Below are 20522 nucleotides of genomic sequence, written 5' to 3'. Positions count from 1 at the left end.
GGAACCAAAATGAAAATTCTATATATAGTTTTGATGGTTTTACTCTTAGTAAATAAAACTTTTGCAGTAAATTCTGTCAATCCCACTGGTGTTAATGTTAATGCAACTGGGGTTAGTTCGGTGTTTTTAACCTTTAGGGGCACAGCAGGGCAAATCTCTACTGAGGCCTTTTGGTGTGGTCAAATTAGTGTTGCCGCAAATACTGTCACTTCAACTAATCCTTGTGTAGCGGGGACTTTTTTCGGGCGATTACCCAAGACCCTAGCGCAAACCAGCCCAAGTTTAGGTTTGACTAACACTGACTTGGGGATACAAAACTCAATTGAAAACAATGGCCAAAATTTCACTGATGTGATGACTATACCTGCCTCAGTGGCAAGGCGTGCCATGCAAAGTGCCCAAGCAGGCAATAACTCGTCATTTTTTTACGTGCGTAAATTTGAATCAGCTGGTTCAACGCAGTATATAGCGGTGACTTGCCGAATGAGCAATGGTGGTGCTCGGGTACCTTTTTCGCTAACTCAGGTACATCCTTACTTTGTTACCGACCAAGGAAAACCATCAGTTCATCTAGCCTCTCAAGGACAGCTGATGCCAGCGATCCTGGCAGAAATATCATACAACGGTACTGGGCGCTTAAAAGGGCGCTGGGAAATTGTATTGCCTGGTGATCCTGAGCCGAATGAATTTGATTTAGTGCCAGAAGCTAATTTGCCAATGGAACAGCGAGGATTACAGAAACGATATACCCTTTTACAGCGATTTGATGTGTTTCTTGCCCCAACAGGCAAAACCACATTAAAAGGACCTGATCCACAATTAGTCCCCAATCAAATCATTGGTCCATATCAAGTTATTTTACGAGTTGAAGCTACAAGAGACAAAGAAGGTGATTCAGACACAGGTGTTGGGGTAAGTATTAATGGAGGTGTATCAGGCTTTGAAATGCCGCGACTACGTTATTACGTAGCAACAGATGATGACGTATTGCAAGCTAGAATGAATGCCGGTTTAGAAAAATCTATTACATTATTCCAAGCTACTTTAGATCCCCAAAATAAAACAAGTCTTCGCTTTAGTTGGCTTAAATATACATCAGCTAAAACTTATGAATTGGAAGTCAAAAGTGAAGGTCATCAAAACTTCAGTGCACTAATTGATGGACGAGTTGCATATTACGATCCTCCTCCTTGGATCACTGAACAAGTGATGGCGTCTCCTAGCCAATGGCGAGTGGCAGCATACAGCAGTAAAGGTAATAAGTTAGCACTAAGTCAGTGGCGCCAGTATGTGACACAAACAACACCTTCAGACATTAAGGAAAAGTAATGAAAAATTTAATCAAAATGAAATGGACGAGTTACCTATTGTTACTTTTTGTGGGAACTGCAAATGCAGAACTAGAACGCCCAACTAATACAATTATTCAACATCAGAAGAAGATCGTAAAACCAATTCCTAAGTTACCCACAACTTTGGTCAAACTGAAAGAGTTTGTAGTGCCTGGGAATTTAGCTTGGGCAGCAGCAAAGGATAATGGATTCGAATTTTACCCAGAAGGTGCAAGAGGGCGAAAAGATGGAATTGATGTATGGGGGGCGAGTTATTACAACAATCAACAAAACCGTCTGCAGACGGTGCCAAATACAGCTCGTTACAGTGCCGGTATCAATATGCAACTAGGAACATTAATCAATAGCGAGTTTTGGGATCTTACTGAGGTAGGAGTGATCAACAGCTATGCTCGTTTCCATCTATTCGCCGGTAAACGTTTAAAATCCCGCTGGAGCGTACGAAATATTGAAGTAAGTGGCAGTCATGCAGTAAACAGAAGACCTGCGGCGAATAGCAGAAGTGCGCATTATGTACTGGACGTAGAAATTAAAAAAGGAGCCCGAAATACTGGACTAGTAACCTTCAAAAAAATAGTACTAATTGGGCCTGAAAATCAGGACTGGCGCGAAGCCTTCAAAAATTAAAATATAGGTAAATATATGTACTAATCCGAACTCAATCTGGCATTTTCTAGTAACAAAGCTCGACCACTTTTGACATTAACCTATGGTCTATAATCAGAAGCTAGTAAATAGACACAACTTTTCACCACAGAGAGCACAGAGAAAAGAAAATTACGGCTTTGCTAAAAAGAGTTATTTAGAACTTCTGGTCAATGGATCCTAATCAAACCTGACGGGCGGTAATGGTGATATTAAAGCTGTAGTGGCTCCTTAACCCTATAATAATTCTATTGTTCACCTGCTTTTCCTCTGTGGTCTCTGTGGTTCAAATTCTTCTTGTTTTTAACTACTGAATGATTCTAGTTATTACAAAAAGTATAAATGTGCTGTATTGATTTTTAACAGCCTAATTACGTTTATTTTTAGGCACGTAATTTAGAATGGAGTCTGGCACTGTCTTCTTAACATCAAACCCTGCGAAGGTTTTTCTGGTGATGACATGGCCAAGACGGCTTTCGATGGCACACAGATTTCTAAAGTTGTCTTTTGCTACAAATGAAATGGCTTCTCCCGTTGCTCCTGCTCGACCTGTTCTACCAATTCGATGAATATAATCTTCAACTTGATCGGGAACATCATAATTAACCACTCGTGATAAATTTTGAATATCAAGACCACGGGCAGCTACCCCTGTGGCGACCAAAAATTTAATTTTACCGGATTTAAAGTCAGCTAATATCTTTTCTCGCATTCCTTGAGTTCTATCACCGTGAATACTTTCAGTTGGAATACCACGTTTTTCTAATTGGCTGACTAACTTAGCTGCGCCTTGTTTAGTTTCAATAAAAATTAGCGCTTGATCCCATTGCTGTTCTTTAATGAGATGACTTAATAATGCCGATTTATTGCCTTTATCAACAGTGACTAACCATTGTTCAATTTTAGGTGATGAGGACTTATCTTGTTTAATTGAGATCTCAACTGGGTTGTTGATAGAACGTTTTGCTAGGGCGCGCACTTCATCAGAAATAGTCGCTGAAAATAATAAGTTTTGACGATGTTCAGGTAAGCGTTCAATAATTTTATTAATGTCACCAACAAAACCCATATCTAGCATTCTATCGGCTTCATCTAATACTAAAATCTCAAGTTCATCAAAGTGTAAGGCTCGCTGATTTGCCATATCTAACAGACGACCTGGCGTAGCAACAAGAATATCTATGCCCCAAATTAAACGTTGTGTTTGTTCTGAGGAATCAACGCCTCCGTACATCGCCATTGAATTCAATTCTAAATGTTGGCCGTAAGCGGCAATACTTTTTTCAACTTGTACCGCCAATTCTCTAGTGGGGACCAGTATAAGGGCTCGCACACGTTTACCTCTTAGCTTACGGTCAGTATTGAGTAGTTGCAGAATAGGTAATACAAAGCTGGCGGTTTTACCCGTGCCGGTTTGTGCTGCTGCGATCAGGTTTTTACCCGACATAATAACCGGAATAGCTTTTTCTTGAATAGGGGTCGGTTGGGTATAACCTAATTCAGTTAAGGCTTTTAGAATGGGCTCTGATAACTGCAATGATAAAAATGACATGTGTTGCCTTATAAATATTAGGTGATTCTAAAGTTTCTTGGCTAAAAAAATTGTATGTTGGTTACCTTTTTTAGGACGAGCTTGCACATTCCGTGTATCGACCCTAAAGCCTATCTTTTTTAAGCGGACGGTAAATAAATAGTCGGGACCTGCAGACCATATCGCCAGCATGCCATTAGGCTGAAGTGTGTCGTATATGTCTTTTAGTCCGTCTTCAGAATAAATCCAATTATTATCGGAGTGAGTAAGCCCTTTAGGCCCGTTATCAACGTCGAGCAAAATTGCATCAAATGTGGGTTGTCTTGAGGTCAATAATTCTTTGACATCGCCAATGTGTACTTTTGTTCTGGGATCTTGCAGTGGGTTGCCTGCACAATTACCTAGGGGCCCTTTGTTCCATTCCACCACTTCAGGTACCAATTCTGCAACTGTCACTTGGGATCCACTGTTAACTGCTTTTAGCGCAGCGGCCAAGGTATATCCCATGCCTAAACCTCCTACTAAAATGTGCGCTTCTAAGTGTGGTTTAATATGAGCGCAACCCAATTGGGAAAGTGTTTTTTCTGAATTATAATTACGGCTATTCATGAGTTCGCCACGTTTGCCGGGCAATTTTATAGAAAATTCATCACCGCGCTGGGAAAGCTTCATTTCTCCGCCATCGTTGGGGATTTGGGCGGTGTCTAAATGGGTCCATGGGATCATAAGGGGGCCTAATAAATCTGAGTGTTTTAGGGGATGATATACGTGCAGTTTATCATAACCCGCACTGGCATCGCTGATTTAACTAGCTGTTAATTTAGTGCGGTATTGTAAAAACCAAGGATATTATCTACTAAAATGTGATGGGCTGAATGTACTTATTATGGGATAAATCAATGATTTATTAAAAGATCGAATTAAAAAGGCGTCCTAGGACGCCTTCATTTTGATAGTAATAATTACCAATCAGTTGTTAATAAAAACGAACTTTAGCTTCAATCCCAAAAATTCTAGGTTGATTTACTATACCGGTTAAGTTGTTGAAATCTATCGCTCCTTTAAGGTTTTCTTCGTCTGTTATGTTACGTCCGAATAAGGCAACGCTGTAATCATCTTCAAAGTTTTCATAGGCAATTCTTAAGCCGCCTTCAAAGTTATCATTGGTTTTAAACTCACGTGAGCTATATAAAAACAAATTGGTTTTACCTTGAAATGCCCAATCAGTGTAGATTGATACTTCGGCATTGTCGCCCACTGGGAATGCGTAACGTGCTGTGAAGTTGAATATAGTTTCTGGTGCTTGAGGGAATGGGTTGCCATCAATAGATACAGCAAATCCATCTGTACTTGGGTCAATCACTGTACAGTTACCAGTGAAGTTAAAACTAGGGTTTGCACCACAAGGTAAAACAGTTAGTGAATCATCCTTAATTTCGGTATGGTTGAAACTGTAACCAGCGGTTAAAGTTAAGTTGTCGGTGACAAGATATTGTGCGTCTATTTCGAAACCATAACCTACGCCTTTATCTGCGTTGATCAGGGCGGTGTTATTGGCACCACCTCCTATGGCCGAAAATTGAACATCGTCAATTTCGTAGTAGAAAGCTGCAATATTCAGACGCAGCGTATTATCCAATAAGTCTGTTTTAGTACCCACATCATAGGAATTGATAGTTTCGGATTCAGCCACTGAAGGTGCCCCTTCAAATGCTACATCACGACCCTGAATAGTTTGCGCTCGGAACCCATTGGCTACCCGACTAAACAAAGATGTATTTTTATCAATCCGATAGTTGGCGCTTAACTCCCAACTAACTTGTCCGTCATCGACGTTAATATCTGCATAATCTTGAACTGAGGCAGCGCCTATGACTAAAGCAAAACCATTGACATTTTGCTCACCTACAACCAGTGATTTGTCGTCTTTGGTGTAGCGCAGGCCACCGGTAATATTTAATTTTTCATTCACGTCATAAGATGTTTGGCCGAACACTGCCCATGTGGTGTTGTCGTGAAATACTGTGGTGGCACCAAAAAAACCATCAATACTGGTCACATTAAAAGAAGACTCATAATAAAAGGCACCAACTTGCCAATTGAGTGCCTCTGTGGTGTCACTGGCTAGGCGAAATTCTTGAGTAAATTGTTCCAAGTCATCCAAGTTATCTTGCGTCACAGCACTAAAAGAAATGTTGCCAGGAAAAGTCAGCTCCGTTGTACCGTCGCCATTAATATCTGCTGCTTCAGTTAACGTCACACCACCATCTATATCACCTAAGCTTGATCCTTCTGCATTTTCAATTGCAGTGATACTGGTGAAATCCATATCTTCTAAGCCGAACTCCAGCTTTAAAGAGGCACCATAATTTTCATATTTTTGAGGATTATTGTCAGCGCCATTGCCATCAATATCGCCGTCGTAATATACTACGTCACGGTCAAAATTTTGGTTTAGGTCATTACTACCTTTAGACAATATGTTGGCGCGAAAAACAGAAGCTGTTCCGTCAAGTTCGCGACCATGTACACTTAATAAGGCTGAAAAATCTTCAGTTGGCGTATAGGCCAATTGACCGCGCCAAGCTTTCTCATCGAAGCCGCCAATGACATCTTTTTGACCTGTATAAGCATTGTCAATCCAATCATCTCTGTCTTGTGACAATACAGAGAAACGTCCAGCAAGATCTTCACCTAGGCTTCCACCCACGGCTCCTTCTAAATTAATAGTGCCCAAATTTCCAACACCGAGTTTAACGTAGGCGTCAAAGTCATCACTAGGTTTAACTGAATCAAATTTGATAATACCAGCTGTGGTGTTACGACCAAATAGGGTACCTTGTGGGCCGCGGATTACTTCTACTTGTTCAATATCAAACAAAGGAAAACTTTTTAATATCACGTTTTCTTTGACTACATCGTCCATCACAATAGAAACGGGTTGCGACGCTGCCAAATCAAAATCTGTATTTCCCAGTCCGCGAATATAAAAGCGTGGAGCCACGCGACCGTTAGATGTTTCGGCATATAGGCCAGGTACTCGAACTGCCAAGGCTACAATGTCTTCTCCGCCAGAAAATATGCTCTCAAATTGTTCGCCATTTAGTGTGGCGATAGAAATAGGCACTTCTTGAATACTCTGGGTGCGTTTTTGAGCCGTAACTGTAATAGATTCTAAGGCACGCTCGCTTTCTTTAGCCACTTGTGCAAAAGAGGCTTGGCTAAGCAGTGCTGCGTGAACTGCAATTACTAAAGCGCTTTTTGTTAATGTTTTCATGTGTGTCCAGTAATGTTAATTATTAAAATGAATGTGTTGTAATTTTTGGAATTGGTTATTTTAATATTAGTGTCTGTTGCACTAATTGCATGCCAGTATAACAAAGTATTTTATACGATTGAATATATGTACTAGATTGGGGAGTTAGTCACTTTTAAACAGGTTTTGTGATAGCTGTAAATGGAGGTTAAAATAAAAAGTTGTATTTATTTTCAAAGAGTTAGATGGCAGTTTAAAAATGGCTAAATTTAACCAATGTGTTGCACCAAGTTGAGCGTAACAGTCAGAGTTAATCAGTTTTAACTGGGAGGTTTCCTGATTGTTGTGCAACCTAAATAAATTATCTATTGGTGAATATCAAGTCCCGAAAATAGATGGCGCGAATTTGATCAGTGAGGTGAAGTTTGTTGTACGTCTACAGATGGTCTAACACCAAAAAACCGCCGATATTCTCTACTAAATTGAGATGGGCTGGAATAGCCGACATTATATGCAGCGTCGCTTGCCGACAAGTTATCAAACAGAATGTGTCTTCTTGCTGCATGTAATCGGATTGCTTTTATGTATTGAATGGGTGATGTGCTAGTGACGGCTTTAAAGTATGTATAAAATGACGACTGACTCATGTTTGCTTTTGCGGCGAGAGTAGCGACTTCCAAGTTTCCTGAATATTGATGTTGGATCAATGTAATTACTTTGGCTATCTGGAAGTTATGCCTGTCCTGATAAACAAAGGCTTTTAATAAGTCTCCTTGTGCTCCATTCAAGACATGAAACATCAGTTCTTTTAGCGCCAGTTTACCCAAAATTTGTGCTTGTTTTTGATTGTCTAAATAAGCCAATAACCGAGCTAGGGTGGATTGTATATCTTGGTTTAAGGTCGATACAAAAATTCCTGAATTTGCCTTGATTAACTGAGTTGTCCGTGAAGCAGATGTTTCTACTATTAACTCACTGAGTAATAGTTTATCAATATCAATTTTCACCGCAAGATAGGGTTTTTCTTCGCTTGCTTCATGTATTTGGCATTCTAATGGCAATGGAACTGACAGCACCAAATAGTTAAGTGCATCATAAACAAAAACCTCACTACCAAGCAGCGCCGATTTGCTTCCTTGTACCACAATATAGATACAAGGGGTGTATATAACAGGAACCCGCGTTAGCATTTTATCATAAATTTTCACTAAACTTAGGTTTTTAATTGCAGTTGTATGAACGCCTGAAATGGGGGTTAATTTGTCAACCAGTGTGGCTAAGTTTTGATCAAAGTTCATATAGTGTCAGCTCATATGATGTGTGGAATACTGAGTATGCCATGACTGGTTTTTTAGGTTGAGTTAAAACGATGTTATTTGTAGGAATAGGCAAGTATAAAGGAGAAACACTCTAATAGGTTTTTGGAACTTAGTTCTATTATTTTATCCCAAGCAAATTCAACTATTCATAGTGTGAATATTTTAGTTTTTTACTAAGGATAAATAATGAAAACACGTTTTTTGGGTACTCAAGGTTTAGAAGTTTCAAGTATTGGATTGGGATGTATGGGCATGTCAGATTTTTATGGTCGTCATGACGACACTCAATCTTTTAATACTTTGTCGCAAGCCATTGGATCAGGTGTTAACTTTTGGGATACCTCTGATATTTATGGCCCTAAAACTAATGAAGAGTTATTAGGACGATATTTTGCCAAACATCCGCAGCATCGTAATAAAATTGTTTTGGCAACAAAGTTTGGGATCATGCGTAATTCTGAAGGCGATTTTTTGGGTTTTAATGGGCGGCCAGAATATGTCAGGCAAGCTTGTGAAGCGAGTTTACAACGCTTAGGTGTTGACCATATTGACCTGTATTACCAACATCGTATGGATCCGGCTGTGCCAATTGAGGAAACCGTGGGTGCCATGGCAGAATTGGTCAAGGAAGGGAAAATCAAATATTTAGGTTTGTCTGAAGCTGGTGTTAAGACGCTTGAAAGGGCGTCAGCGGTACACCCCATATCTGCATTGCAAAGTGAATTTTCCTTGTGGAGTCGTCATCTTGAAACCGAGATATTACCCGTATGTAAAAGATTGGGCATTGGGCTTGTACCTTATAGCCCTCTTGGACGTGGTTTTCTAACTGGATCAATTAAAAGTCGGAGTGATCTAGATGAAGGTGATTGGAGACTCAATAATCCTCGATTTTCTGAGGATAATTTCCATCACAATTTAGTTTTAGTGGATAAAATTATTCAGCTTGCTAAGTCAAAATATTGTACTCCGGCACAGTTGGCCTTAGCTTGGATATTGCACCAAGGTGAAGATTACGTACCTATTCCTGGTACCAGAAGTAGCGAACGCCTAATTGAGAATGCAGGGGCCATAACAATCGCTTTATCGCCAGTTGAGCTAGAGCAAATTAATCAACTTATACCTGCTGATTTGGTATTTGGAGAGCGCTATCCTGAAGCTGCGATGGCTAACTTGGATAAGTAATACGAGTGCTAATTTATAATAATGAGTAGGCAATTTTTTAGCTGAAAATAAGTTAGTTTAGAAATGAAAGTGCTATTATTTTATAGCGCTTTTACATCATTTTTAGGAAAGCTGATGGTCGATAACAAAACACAACCCACACAAAATAGTGTATTGGACTTTGTTGAAACAATAGTACACAAACAACGTAAAGCTGATGCCCTCGAATTATTAGATATATTTGCCGATGTGACAAAACAGCAAGCTGTACTGTGGGGGAGTATTATCGGTTACGGCACATACAGCTACCAAACGGCAGATAAAAAAACGCATCAATCTATGCGCACAGGTTTTTCACCTCGTAAGCAAAACTTGGCTTTGTATATTATGGTGGGATTTAATGAGTTTGAAGAAAAAATGCAGCAACTTGGTAAATATAAGACAGGTAAATCTTGTTTATACATCAATAAATTAAGTGATGTGGATCAGCAAGTTCTACGTGAACTCATCCAACTGTCATTAGATGAAATGGCTCGTCGATATCCTATTTGTGTTAAACAAGATGTTTAACTTTATGCGAAATTATCCTCAAAAATAACTAGTTGGTTACCAATATTCTCTTTTCGACAGAAAAAAATCAATAAAAGCGCGAACTTTGGGCTGTTCAAGTTTAACTTGATGATAATAAATATAAATTTCAGCAGATGAATACCAATATTTTTCCAAAATGGGTACCAATTGATGGTTGGCGAGGTAGTCTTTAATATCATGATTATCGACTAAAGCATTGATTAATCCTAATCCTTGTACTGCAAATTTAGATTGACATGAAACTGTTTTCATTGGTGCATCTAAGATTACAAATTCCATCTCATGTTGGTTACTATTGGCGACCTTATTTATTATGAGTGCATTGCTAGGATCACTGTGTGGATGACTAATCATTTGGTGGTTTTTTAACTCATCGGGTGTAGTAGGGGTACCATATTTAGCAAGGTACTCGGGGGAAGCAAAAATGCCTAATTGCGCTTTCCATAGTGAACGACGTTTTAGCGATGGATGTTTTATACCTAAGTATTCATCTATTCCCCAATAAATATCATAGGGATTTTTATCAATATCTATAATGCTTTCTTGCACTTCAAAAACCAGTTCAATATTTGGATAACTGTGGTGAAATTCTGCTAGCCAAGGGAAAACCGTTTCATCGTAAGTTTGTGTTGACTGAGTAATAATATTAAGCGTACCGGAAAATTCTCCTTTTCGTGATCCAAGCCAGTGATCTAAAGCATCATGTTGTTCGAGTATGTTTTGTACTCTAATAAAAAACTCTTCTCCAAATTGGGTCAATCTAATCTTACGGGTACTGCGCTCAAATAGCGGTTCTGCCAAGCGTTTTTCAAGTTGTGAAACTTGTTTGCTCATTGCCATGGGGGTTTGGCCTTGAGCATTGGCTGCTAGTGTAAAACTACGATGTTTTGCAACAAGAGCAAAGGCATTCAAGGTTTCAGTTTTAAACATAATGGAAACTTTATAATCTTTTGGTTTACTATATTTAAAGTGATATACCATTAATTTACAAGTGTTTTCCCTTTACACTTATTCCAACATCTAAAGTCACAAATTGAGAAGAAAAATGGCATATCTAGAATATTTACTATGGGGCTATTTTATTCTTAATCCCATATACATCTATCTGACCTACGAACAAGAAAAACAAAGCGTTGTTGCACAACCAGCTAAGCTCGTTGCTATGTATCGTAGTTGGATGTTGTATCTTTGGTTACCAGTCTTGGTATTAATGGTACTGCTTAATCAAACCGAAATTTCATTAAATGATATTGGCTTACAGTGGCATTGGGAGCTGGCCAATCTACTTTGTGTAGCAGCATTGTTAGTGCTTTGCGGGTATTTTTTATTGTCACTCAAACAACTGAATGAAAACACTGATAACCACCCGACGATTAGAAAACAACTTGCTTATATTCAATGGATGACACCTTCCACATCCAAAGAAGCTCGTTATTTCATTTTGGGTCTGTCTATTTCAGCTGGTATTTGTGAAGAGATTTTGTTTAGAGGTTATCTAATGCTGGTGTTAGGGGATTATTTTCCTACTTATGCTGTAGTTATCATTTCGAGTCTTATTTTTGGTTTGCCACATATTTACCAAGGTGCAATTCATATATTAAGAACAGCAATTGTGGGAGCGACTATGGCATTAATTTATCTTTTTACGGACTCAATTATTATTCCCATTCTTTTGCATGCTGTGTTCGACATGTACGGTGGAGCAATGGCCTATATTGTATTCTCAAACGAACCACAGCAAATAGCTAATGAAAACACCTGCAACGACCCTTAGTCGATAGGGGTTATTCAAGAAATCAGATGTTTTTTTGAAAATGCATATTTAGGCTCTTGGGAAACGATTCTGGATGCGTTGTTTCCATGCTTTTTTGACTGATAATCGCCATAGATAATTTAAGCTAAAATATCCCACGGCACTAAAAAATACCGAGCAAATTAGACAACCTACCAAAAACGCGGGTCCTATTGTTTCGATACTTTGTACTACCCAGTCCCAATTCAACTGAAAGCTAAATTTTCTTTCTGGAGAGCCCATTACCGTTGTGCCTACCAAATAGGCACCGTAAAAAATAGGCGGCATTGTGAAAGGATTAGTGATCCAAACCGTTGCCACTGACAATGGCAAGTTAACGCGAAGTGGTATTGCGATGGCTGCTGCTAACCACATTTGAAAAGGCACAGGCCAAAAAGCGAAAAATAAACCCACAGCAAATGCCCCTGACGCCGAACGTCTATTTAGATGCCAAAGATTAGGATCGTGAAGCAAAGTACCAAAAACAGAGAGGATTTTCTGATCTTTGACTTTTTGGGGACTCGGCAGAAAGCGCTTAATAAACTTTTTCAGAATAGTTCTCTATACTTTAATTTCGTGAAGCAACGGATGGCATATACCAGTTACTATGGACAGTAAACTTTTCAGTTTTATTGCAGCTGCGTTCACTAGTTTATTGTGGACTAGTCTGCCTTCCATCGTTATCACTATTTTACTACTAATTTGTACTTGCCTAATAATTAGAAAATATCAACACTTAGGTTGTTTTCTTCTTGGCTTACTCTGGATGGCGAGTGTAGGGCATTGGCAATACTATTTGCAACTTTCTTCAGAACAAACAAGTCAACCAGTACAAATAATAGGCAAAGTCAGCAGTTTGGTGATTGCTGAACAAAATATTCGTTTTAATCTTAACGTCACACAGCTTGACGGCCAACATCTGATTTTTTCTAAAACCTTTCGTCTGAGTTGGCGAGACCCCGCGTGGAAAATACAACAGGGTCAACAAGTTAAACTGTTGGTGAAAGTTAAACCCCCTCATGGTTTAGCTAATGAAGCCGGTTTTAATTATCAACAATGGTTGTTTAGTGAAGGGATTATTGCAACGGGATACGTCAAACCACATGTGGATAATCAACTGATTAACGATGCAAAAACCATTAGACAGTCGTTGCTGAATCAGATGTTAGCCTTCGAATTACCCCATAGTTCGTGGCTTGCAGCATTAACTTTTGGTTATCGAGGATTGTTGCAACCTGAAGATTGGCACTTAGTTCAAAAAACCGGTGTGGCTCATCTTATTGCGATCTCTGGTCTACATTTGGCTTTAGTCGCGAGTTTAAGTTATGTATTGATAGCATGGATGGGGGGAGGCCTGATTAGTCGATTTTATTCTTTGCATTATCTTAACTTACATTACATAGCAATCTTGTTGACACTTTTTAGCACCCTCACATATTCCGCTCTGGCAGGATTTGGTTTACCAACTCTTAGGGCATGGTTGATGTTGCTGTTGTTTAGTACGTTTTTTCTGCGCAATAAAAACCTAGGGGCAAAAAGCCTGATCCTGTTGAGCCTTACTGGGTTTGTAGTTCTTTTCCCATTGAGCATATTTGGATTGAGTTTTTGGCTAAGTTTTTCTGCAGTTATCATTATTGGTTTTGTATTTTGGCGCTGGCCAGTCAAAAAAGGTGGGTTTTCCTTACGTGCATTACTGTCTGGGATGATTAAAGTGCAGTTATGTTTGACGGTATTAATGTTGCCTTTAGTTGCTTGGCAGTTTTCTTATATATCTATTGTTTCGCCAGTCGTTAATTTAATCGCAGTACCCATAGTAACTATGCTCTTGGTACCACTTTGTTTAATGGCAGTGATCTGCTTAGCGATTAAACCTGATTGGGCACTTGAGTTGTTTTTTCTAGCAAACTTAATGGTGAGTTATGGCCTGAAGTTTCTGGATTTTGCGTTAAAACTCGATGCTGCGTATTTTAACTTACCTGCTTTACCGCCTGCTGTGTGGTTTTTGGTCTTTCTATTTGTTCTGTGTAGTTGTTTACCTTCATTTTGGCTAAATAAAAAATACCTTTGGATATTGTTGCTGCCACTAGTAAGTCATGTAATAACGCCACAAACTCATACTTGGCAGATTGATATACTCGATGTAGGGCAGGGTGTGGCTGTGTTAATCAGTAAAAATAACCGCGTTATTATTTACGATGTGGGCGCCAGTTATCCTTCAGGCTTTAATATGGCCGACAGTGTGTTGTTACCTATTTTACAGGCAAGGGGATTATCTAAAGTCGACTTAGTCTTTATTAGCCATGGTGACAACGATCATGCTGGAAGTTTGCCGCAATTGCTTAAAGGAATTCAGGTAACTCAGGTTTTGACAAATCAAGATAATTGTCAACAAGGTCTCGATATAGTTTGGCAAGGGCTGAGCATTAAAGGGCTATGGCCAGACAATGCACTTAAATATAACGACAACAATGGTTCATGTGTTATCAAAGTATCGGATACCTACCATAGTATTTTATTACCAGGAGATATTGACCAAAGTATCGAAAAGCAGTTGCTTGATTTACATCCAGAACAGTTACAAACGGATATTTTGCTGGCACCACATCATGGCAGTAATACCTCATCATCCATTGATTTCATTCATGGGGTGAGTCCTGAATATGTGATATTTAGTCAGGGTTTTATGAATCGTTGGCGTTTTCCTAGACAAGAAGTCATAGATAGATACCAGAGATACAATCCATTGTTGTTTGCCACCTCTCGTTCTGGTCAAATTTCATTTTTTGTTGAGTATAATTCTGCCGCACCAATCACAGTTAAAACCTTTAGAAACGATATTTATCCATATTGGTATGCCAATTAAAGGCTATTTATACAAATTATCTTATTGATAGTTGGGGAATTTCGTCCTAACAGTTACACTAGCGAGGTTTTTCCTCTTTCATCAGATAACAGTTATTTAATAAACATGCAGACAAATTTAGACACTCAAGAAACCTCTAATATATTTAGACGTTTTCGCGTTTACCTTAAAGATTTTAAGCTCGCATTCACTGTGGCTATTATTGGCATGGTTGGCTATTCGGTAATTGATGTATTGGTTTTGTCCCAGCTTGAAACGCTAGTCGATGACAGCCTAGGGCAAGGCAATTATGAATATTTGCGTTATGCCGCTTATTTTATTGTGCCCATCTTTATTTTCAGGGGCATATTAAATTTTCTCGGAGCTTATTCGGTTTCATGGATCGGTAACCATGTTGTAATGCGCATGCGGCAACAACTGTTTGGCCGATATATTCACCTTCCTGTTGAGTTTCATGATCACAACAGTACTGGTCAGTTAATTTCAAAAGTGATTTATGACACCGAGCAGGTTGCAAATGCGTCAAGTAAGGCACTTATTATTCTTGTCCGTGAAGGGGCATTGGTAATGGGGTTATTAATTGCGATGTTTTATAAATCTTGGCAATTGTCACTGATTTTTATCCTAATTGGTCCATTAGTCGCTGTTATTGTTTCTGTGGTCAGCAAACGTTTTAGATTAGTTAGTAAACGTATCCAAGATGCGATGGGAGGCTTAACATCATCAGTTGATCAAGTGCTAAAAGGCCACAAAGTTGTATTAATGTTTGGTGGACAGGATTTAGAAAATAAGTCTTTTGCTGATAAAAACAACCACAACCGTCAACAAAATATGAAGTTAATTGTTGCTAAAATTCTCAGTGTTTCCTCTATTCAAGTCATTGCTTCGGTTGCTTTGGCTGTGGTGCTTTATGTTGCTAGTACTCCCGGTTTAGTTACTTCGTTAACCCCAGGCGTATTTGTCAGTGTGGTGGTGTTTATGACCATGTTATTAAAACCCCTGAAAGAACTAACAACAGTAAACAGCGAATTCCAAAAAGGTATGGCTGCTTGTGTGAGTATTTTCGCGGTGTTAGATCAACAGGTTGAACAAGATAAAGGCACTCATAATATTAGTAGGGCACAGGGAAAGATCGACTTTAATAATGTCACTTTTAGTTACCCAACTAAGAGTGAGCCTGCACTTAAAAACATTTCGTTTTCTGTCAAACCGGGACAAACATTTGCGTTGGTCGGCCGCTCTGGCAGTGGTAAATCAACTATTTCAAGTTTACTAACACGGTTCTACGATAATCAAACAGGCGAAATACTTTTAGACGATCTGTTGTTAAAAGATATCCCACTAAAAGACTTACGCCGACAGTTTGCATTAGTGTCGCAACATGTAGTGTTATTTAATGACACTATTGCCAACAACATCGCTTATGGCTCTGAAGGTAAAGTTAGCCGTGAACAAATACTGGCTGCTGCTGAAACTGCTCACGTGATGGAGTTTTTACAACAACTCCCTGACGGTTTGGATACAGTAGTAGGTGAAAATGGCTTTATGTTGTCTGGCGGACAGCGCCAAAGGTTAGCCATTGCCAGAGCCTTATTATTAGATGCCCCCATCTTGATATTAGACGAAGCCACCTCAGCCTTAGATACAGAATCAGAACGTTTAATCCAAGATGCACTAGAACAACTGCAACAAAATCGCACTAGCATAGTGGTGGCACATAGGTTATCGACTATTGAAAACGCCGATACCATTTTAGTGATCGAGGCAGGAGAAATTATCGAGCAAGGTAATCATCAAAGCTTACTGGCACAAAATGGCGTTTATTCACAATTGTATAATATGCAATTTGGTGAGGAGCCAGAGGTCAAGTGAAGTGGATCGATAATATGTGGTATTCACCGAGTTGGTACCATTGGCCAATTATCATATTGTTATTGCCATTAACTGCGCTGTTTTGGCTATTGTCAGCGTTGCGAAGAAGCTTGTTTAGACTATATATTAAGCCTTCAGTTGATATTCCTATACCTGTGATTGTGGTGGGAAACATCAGTGTCGGTGGTAATGGAAAAACGCCCCTAGTGGTGTATTTGGCTAAACGCTTGAGGCAAAAAGGTTACCACCCTGGCGTGTTAAGCCGAGGTTATGGTGGCAAAAATGCCATTTATCCTATGACTGTTGAACAAAGCAGTATAGTAGAGGTGGCGGGTGATGAAGCCATATTAATGCGCCGCCATATTAACTGCCCTTTGGTGATTGATCCTATTCGCGCAAGAGGGGCAATGGAGCTGGTTGATAAACATAAATGTGATGTGATTATTTGTGATGACGGCTTACAGCATTATGCTTTAAATAGAGATGTCGAAATCGTTGTGATGGATGGCCAGAGGCGTTGTGGCAATAAACTTTTATTACCAGCAGGCCCTTTGCGAGAAGGTTTATGGCGTTTAGATAGTGTTGATTTTTTGGTGTTAAATGGTGGCACTGTCACAAATAGTGAATATTTGATGTCGCTGGAAGCGGGTCAATTGATAAACGTTAAACACCCAAATAAAAGTTTGTCGATAAACAGTTTAAGCTCGCCTGTTACCGCAATCGCAGGAATAGGTAACCCGCAACGCTTTTTTACTCTGTTAGAAAAAAAGCAAGTAAAACTAAAAACCCAAATCAGTTTTATCGACCACCATGTTTTTAGTGAGAATGATATTCCTAGTTCGACAGTGATTATGACGGAAAAAGATGCAGTAAAATGTACCCAGATAGCACATGATGATTGTTGGTATTTACCCGTCAGTGCTAGTTTAACCAGTCAATTCGAATCGCAACTCTTGCAAAAATTGAAGCAAGTGGCTGCAGATAAAAAACAAAGTAAGAGAAAATGATGGCCTTTGATAAAAAATTATTAGATATTTTAGCTTGCCCAGTTTGCAAGGGTAAATTGTTACACCAAAATAAACAGTCACAACTCATCTGTAAATTCGATCGTTTGGTTTATCCTATTCGTGAAAATATTCCAGTCTTATTGGAATCAGAAGCCAAACAAGTGTCTAGCGATGAAATGGAACAACTGTTAAAAAACGGCTAATACTAAGCGTTTTCCAAGACTATTGAAGAGATTAAAGTATGCAATTTAGTGTCATTATTCCTGCACGATACGCGTCTAGTCGGTTTCCCGGTAAACCTTTAGTAGAAATACAAGGTAAACCTATGGTGCAACATGTCTATGAGCGTGCCATAGAGTCAGGGGCTAGCAATATTTTAGTGGCAACCGATGATGTCAGAATTGCCAAAGCGGTAGATGACTTTGGTGGCAAATATTGTATGACAGGTGCACACCATGAATCAGGCACAGAACGTTTGGCTGAAGTCGTCGATTTACAAAATATGTTGTCGCATGAATTGGTGGTGAATGTGCAGGGGGATGAACCTTTTATCCCAGCTGAAAACATCCTGCAAGTGGCCGAGAATTTACACAACCACCAACAAGCTGAAATGGCGACACTAGCAGTTAGGATCACCGATGTAGAGGATGCCTTTAATCCCAATACCGTTAAGGTAGTGATGGATAAGCAAGGTTATGCTATGTATTTTTCACGCTCGCCTATTCCCTATGATAGAGCGCGATTTCTTGATTCAGATACTATTGATGAGATCGGCGATTTTTACTTTAGGCATATTGGTATTTATGCTTATCGTGCCGGCTTTATTAAACAATATGTGAATATGTCACCTTCAGGTTTAGAACAGATTGAATCTCTAGAACAACTTCGCGTTTTGTGGCATGGCGAAAAAATCCATGTTGAAGAAGCGAGAGTTGCGCCACCAATTGGTATCGACACCCCAGAAGATTTAGCTAAATTAATAGCGAGTCGCTCCCTTTAATATCAATCATAAGGACATTTAATGGCAACCGTAGTTATAACTGGAGCCAATCGTGGCATAGGATTGGAATTTGTTAAACAGTATTTAGCCAAAGGTGACAAAGTGATCGCCCTTTGTCGCAATACTAGTGATGAGCTTAGTCAAACAAGCGCCAAAGTGATTGTTAAAGTCGATGTGAGTAGTCCTGAATGTTTAGAGAGAGTTCTGTCTACATTGGGGGATTTGAAAATTGATTTATTGATCAATAATGCAGGCGTATTGGCCAACGAAAGTTTAGAACATATGTCAGCTACAACCCTTGAATACCAGTTTAGAGTGAATGCCATGGGCCCCTTGTTGGTCACTCAAATGCTGAGAAAACAACTGGTTAAAGGAGCGAAAGTAGCTTTGATCTCCAGTCGCATGGGATCTGTAACCGATAATAGTTCGGGCGGTCGTTATGGTTATCGCATGTCCAAAGCCGCGTTGAATATAGCGGGTGTGTCCTTGGCTCATGATCTAAAAGAGCAAGATGTAGCCGTCGCTTTATTACATCCAGGTTATGTACAAACCGATATGGTTAATAATAATGGTGATATTTCTGCGGCTGTAGCCGTTGAGCGGTTAATGCAGCGTATTGAAGAGTTGAACATCAATAACTCAGGTACGTTTTTGCATTCAAATGGCGAAGTTCTACCTTGGTAATATCGTTATCTTACCGTTATTTGAGTTAACTCAAAAACAAGCCAGTAAACTAGCCCTTGTCAGTCAAGGGCTAAATAAAAGTAATGCCTTTGGACAAGGTGTAAATGGCGTAAATGCCGCCGTTAAACATCTTAGTTACATTCAAATAGATTCTATTTCTGTTATTCAGCGGGCCCATCATCATTGTTTGTGGAGTCGCGTAAAAAATTACCAGCCTGATTTTATTGAGCAACTTATTGCCCAAAAACAAATATTTGAATACTGGTCCCATGCCGCCGCATATTTACCTATACAAGATTACCGTTTTTCACTACCTAAAAAACACGCTATTGCGGCAGGTGAAAAACACTGGTGGGAGAAAAACCCCATTGCTGAAAAACGTGTGTTACAAAGAATTCAGCAAGAAGGCCCATTAAGGGCAAAAGACTTTGAACGCGACAATACAAAGAAGGGCAGCGGTTGGTGGGATTGGAAGCCAGATAAAGTTGCCTTAGAACAACTCTTTATAGAAGGGGAGTTGATGGTAGTTGAAAGGCGCGGGTTTCAAAAGGTTTATGACCTAACTGAACGAGTGTTACCCGCAGGCATAGATACAACTGTTCCTAGTACCAACGAATTCGAACGTCACTTGATTTGCTCCTACATACGAGCCCACGGCTTTGCTAACGCCCAGCAAATTAGTTACTTGCGTAAAGGTCTAAAAAATAATATCACTCGAACTTGTCAGGGAATGCTTGAGAACAATGAGTTGCAGCAAGTGACCTTAGGCGACCAAACCTATTATGCGCTGCCAAATATCACTGATTTACTTAAACAGTCGGTTAATCGCAATCTGGTTAACATCCTGTCACCTTTTGACAATGCAGTGATCCAGCGTAAGCGACTGTCTGAAGTATTTGGGTTTGATTACCAAATTGAATGTTATGTACCACCTACAAAACGTCAATACGGCTATTTCAGCCTACCACTGTTATGGGGCACGGAATTTGTAGGGCGTATGGATACTAAAATAGACCGCAAAACCCAGATATTTCATATCCAAAACTTGCATCTCGAAACCGCCAAGGTTGACGAATTTGTTGAGGTATTACAGCCAGCAATAAAAGCCTTTATACAGTTTAATCATGGCGTTGATATCAAGGTGCATAAAGTGACGTCTGAGCAAACGTTAGGGGCAAATAAAGAAGCTAATATCGTTCAGCGGCTACAAATTTTATAGATTTTTGTAGGTACTAACTTGTATTTGATCTGAAAATCTTAAGTATCTGAGCACAATCAAATTTGATCGTCGGTATTGTGCCAGTACCCGTTATTTCTGTAGTCTTTTAAACTGAGTGAAAAGCAAGAGAATTTGAACCACAGAGGACAAAGAGAGCACAGAGGAAAAGCTGGTAAAAGAGAATTATTATTGGATTGATGAGTTTGAGCTGACTGGTTCGAATGTGCCCA

18 protein-coding genes are annotated in these 20522 nt (G+C 39.5%); 12 read left to right on the top strand and 6 right to left on the bottom strand.

Annotated features, from left to right (window positions below; all coding sequences use genetic code 11):
- Nucleotides 1-9: 9 nt before the first annotated feature.
- The gene (locus GARC_RS06005; RefSeq protein WP_007617868.1) at nt 10-1329 is read left to right on the top strand and encodes a hypothetical protein; all 1320 of its coding nucleotides are present in this window, start codon (nt 10-12) and stop codon (nt 1327-1329) included.
- Nucleotides 1329-1979, top strand: coding sequence for a hypothetical protein (locus GARC_RS06000; RefSeq protein ID WP_007617867.1), 651 nt, complete (start codon nt 1329-1331; stop codon nt 1977-1979). Before GARC_RS06005 ends, GARC_RS06000 begins: the two co-directional genes overlap by 1 nt.
- Nucleotides 1980-2364: 385 nt before the next feature.
- Here GARC_RS06000 and GARC_RS05995 read toward each other — a convergent pair whose 3' ends face one another.
- The 4 genes from GARC_RS05995 to GARC_RS05980 form a co-directional block, all read right to left on the bottom strand.
- Nucleotides 2365-3549 (bottom strand): DEAD/DEAH box helicase, encoded by a 1185-nt coding sequence (locus tag GARC_RS05995; RefSeq protein WP_007617865.1) that lies wholly within the window; start codon nt 3547-3549, stop codon nt 2365-2367.
- Nucleotides 3550-3576: 27 nt separating this feature from the next.
- Nucleotides 3577-4254, bottom strand: coding sequence for a spermidine synthase (locus GARC_RS05990; protein ID WP_007617863.1), 678 nt, complete (start codon nt 4252-4254; stop codon nt 3577-3579).
- A 250-nt stretch (nt 4255-4504) separates the two neighbouring features.
- A complete protein-coding gene (locus GARC_RS05985) occupies nt 4505-6805 on the bottom strand; it encodes a TonB-dependent receptor (protein ID WP_007617862.1) in 2301 nt (766 codons plus the stop codon).
- Nucleotides 6806-7194: 389 nt separating this feature from the next.
- Nucleotides 7195-8082, bottom strand: a complete 888-nt coding sequence (locus GARC_RS05980) for an AraC family transcriptional regulator (RefSeq protein WP_007617860.1) — start codon at nt 8080-8082, stop codon at nt 7195-7197.
- 207 nt (nt 8083-8289) lie between these two features.
- Here GARC_RS05980 and GARC_RS05975 point away from each other — a divergent pair, with 207 nt between their 5' ends.
- Both GARC_RS05975 and GARC_RS05970 read left to right on the top strand, forming a co-directional pair.
- Entirely contained in the window at nt 8290-9285 is a 996-nt protein-coding gene (locus tag GARC_RS05975) for an aldo/keto reductase (RefSeq protein ID WP_007617858.1), read from the top strand.
- A gap of 114 nt (nt 9286-9399) precedes the next feature.
- Nucleotides 9400-9834 (top strand): DUF1801 domain-containing protein, encoded by a 435-nt coding sequence (locus tag GARC_RS05970; RefSeq protein WP_007617856.1) that lies wholly within the window; start codon nt 9400-9402, stop codon nt 9832-9834.
- Between the two features lie 36 nt (nt 9835-9870).
- On the opposite strand, the gene GARC_RS05965 is transcribed toward GARC_RS05970, so the two are convergent.
- The gene (locus GARC_RS05965) at nt 9871-10785 is read right to left on the bottom strand and encodes a LysR family transcriptional regulator (protein WP_007617854.1); all 915 of its coding nucleotides are present in this window, start codon (nt 10783-10785) and stop codon (nt 9871-9873) included.
- 115 nt (nt 10786-10900) lie between these two features.
- On the opposite strand from GARC_RS05965, the gene GARC_RS05960 reads away from it, so the two are divergent.
- Nucleotides 10901-11629, top strand: a complete 729-nt coding sequence (locus GARC_RS05960; protein WP_007617852.1) for a CPBP family intramembrane glutamic endopeptidase — start codon at nt 10901-10903, stop codon at nt 11627-11629.
- A gap of 48 nt (nt 11630-11677) precedes the next feature.
- Here the strand turns inward: GARC_RS05960 and GARC_RS05955 are convergent, their stop codons facing one another.
- The gene (locus GARC_RS05955; RefSeq protein WP_039988902.1) at nt 11678-12202 is read right to left on the bottom strand and encodes a DUF2062 domain-containing protein; all 525 of its coding nucleotides are present in this window, start codon (nt 12200-12202) and stop codon (nt 11678-11680) included.
- A gap of 52 nt (nt 12203-12254) precedes the next feature.
- On the opposite strand from GARC_RS05955, the gene GARC_RS05950 reads away from it, so the two are divergent.
- From GARC_RS05950 to GARC_RS05920, 7 genes are all read left to right on the top strand, one after another.
- Nucleotides 12255-14510: a DNA internalization-related competence protein ComEC/Rec2 gene (locus GARC_RS05950; protein WP_081587506.1), complete on the top strand. Its 2256-nt coding sequence runs from the start codon at nt 12255-12257 to the stop codon at nt 14508-14510.
- A gap of 105 nt (nt 14511-14615) precedes the next feature.
- Entirely contained in the window at nt 14616-16382 is a 1767-nt protein-coding gene (msbA, locus tag GARC_RS05945; protein WP_007617847.1) for a lipid A export permease/ATP-binding protein MsbA, read from the top strand.
- Nucleotides 16379-17389 (top strand): tetraacyldisaccharide 4'-kinase, encoded by a 1011-nt coding sequence (gene lpxK, locus GARC_RS05940; protein WP_039988899.1) that lies wholly within the window; start codon nt 16379-16381, stop codon nt 17387-17389. The genes msbA and lpxK overlap by 4 nt, the downstream gene beginning before the upstream one ends.
- Nucleotides 17389-17592, top strand: a complete 204-nt coding sequence (locus GARC_RS05935) for a Trm112 family protein (RefSeq protein ID WP_007617845.1) — start codon at nt 17389-17391, stop codon at nt 17590-17592. The genes lpxK and GARC_RS05935 overlap by 1 nt, the downstream gene beginning before the upstream one ends.
- 38 nt (nt 17593-17630) lie before the next feature.
- Nucleotides 17631-18389: a 3-deoxy-manno-octulosonate cytidylyltransferase gene (gene kdsB, locus GARC_RS05930; protein ID WP_007617844.1), complete on the top strand. Its 759-nt coding sequence runs from the start codon at nt 17631-17633 to the stop codon at nt 18387-18389.
- Between the two features lie 21 nt (nt 18390-18410).
- Nucleotides 18411-19073 carry an SDR family oxidoreductase gene (locus GARC_RS05925; RefSeq protein ID WP_007617843.1) on the top strand — a complete coding sequence of 221 codons (663 nt, stop codon included), beginning with the start codon at nt 18411-18413 and terminating at the stop codon, nt 19071-19073.
- On the top strand, nt 19051-20292 hold the full coding sequence (locus GARC_RS05920) for a winged helix-turn-helix domain-containing protein (RefSeq protein ID WP_007617841.1): 1242 nt from the start codon (nt 19051-19053) through the stop codon (nt 20290-20292). Before GARC_RS05925 ends, GARC_RS05920 begins: the two co-directional genes overlap by 23 nt.
- Nucleotides 20293-20522: the final 230 nt, after the last annotated feature.

The organism is Paraglaciecola arctica BSs20135 (assembly GCF_000314995.1).
In the GTDB taxonomy this organism is placed as follows: domain Bacteria; phylum Pseudomonadota; class Gammaproteobacteria; order Enterobacterales; family Alteromonadaceae; genus Paraglaciecola; species Paraglaciecola arctica.
The sequence above is the reverse complement of the archived record's forward strand: the minus strand, read 5'-3'. Positions and strand labels throughout refer to the sequence as shown.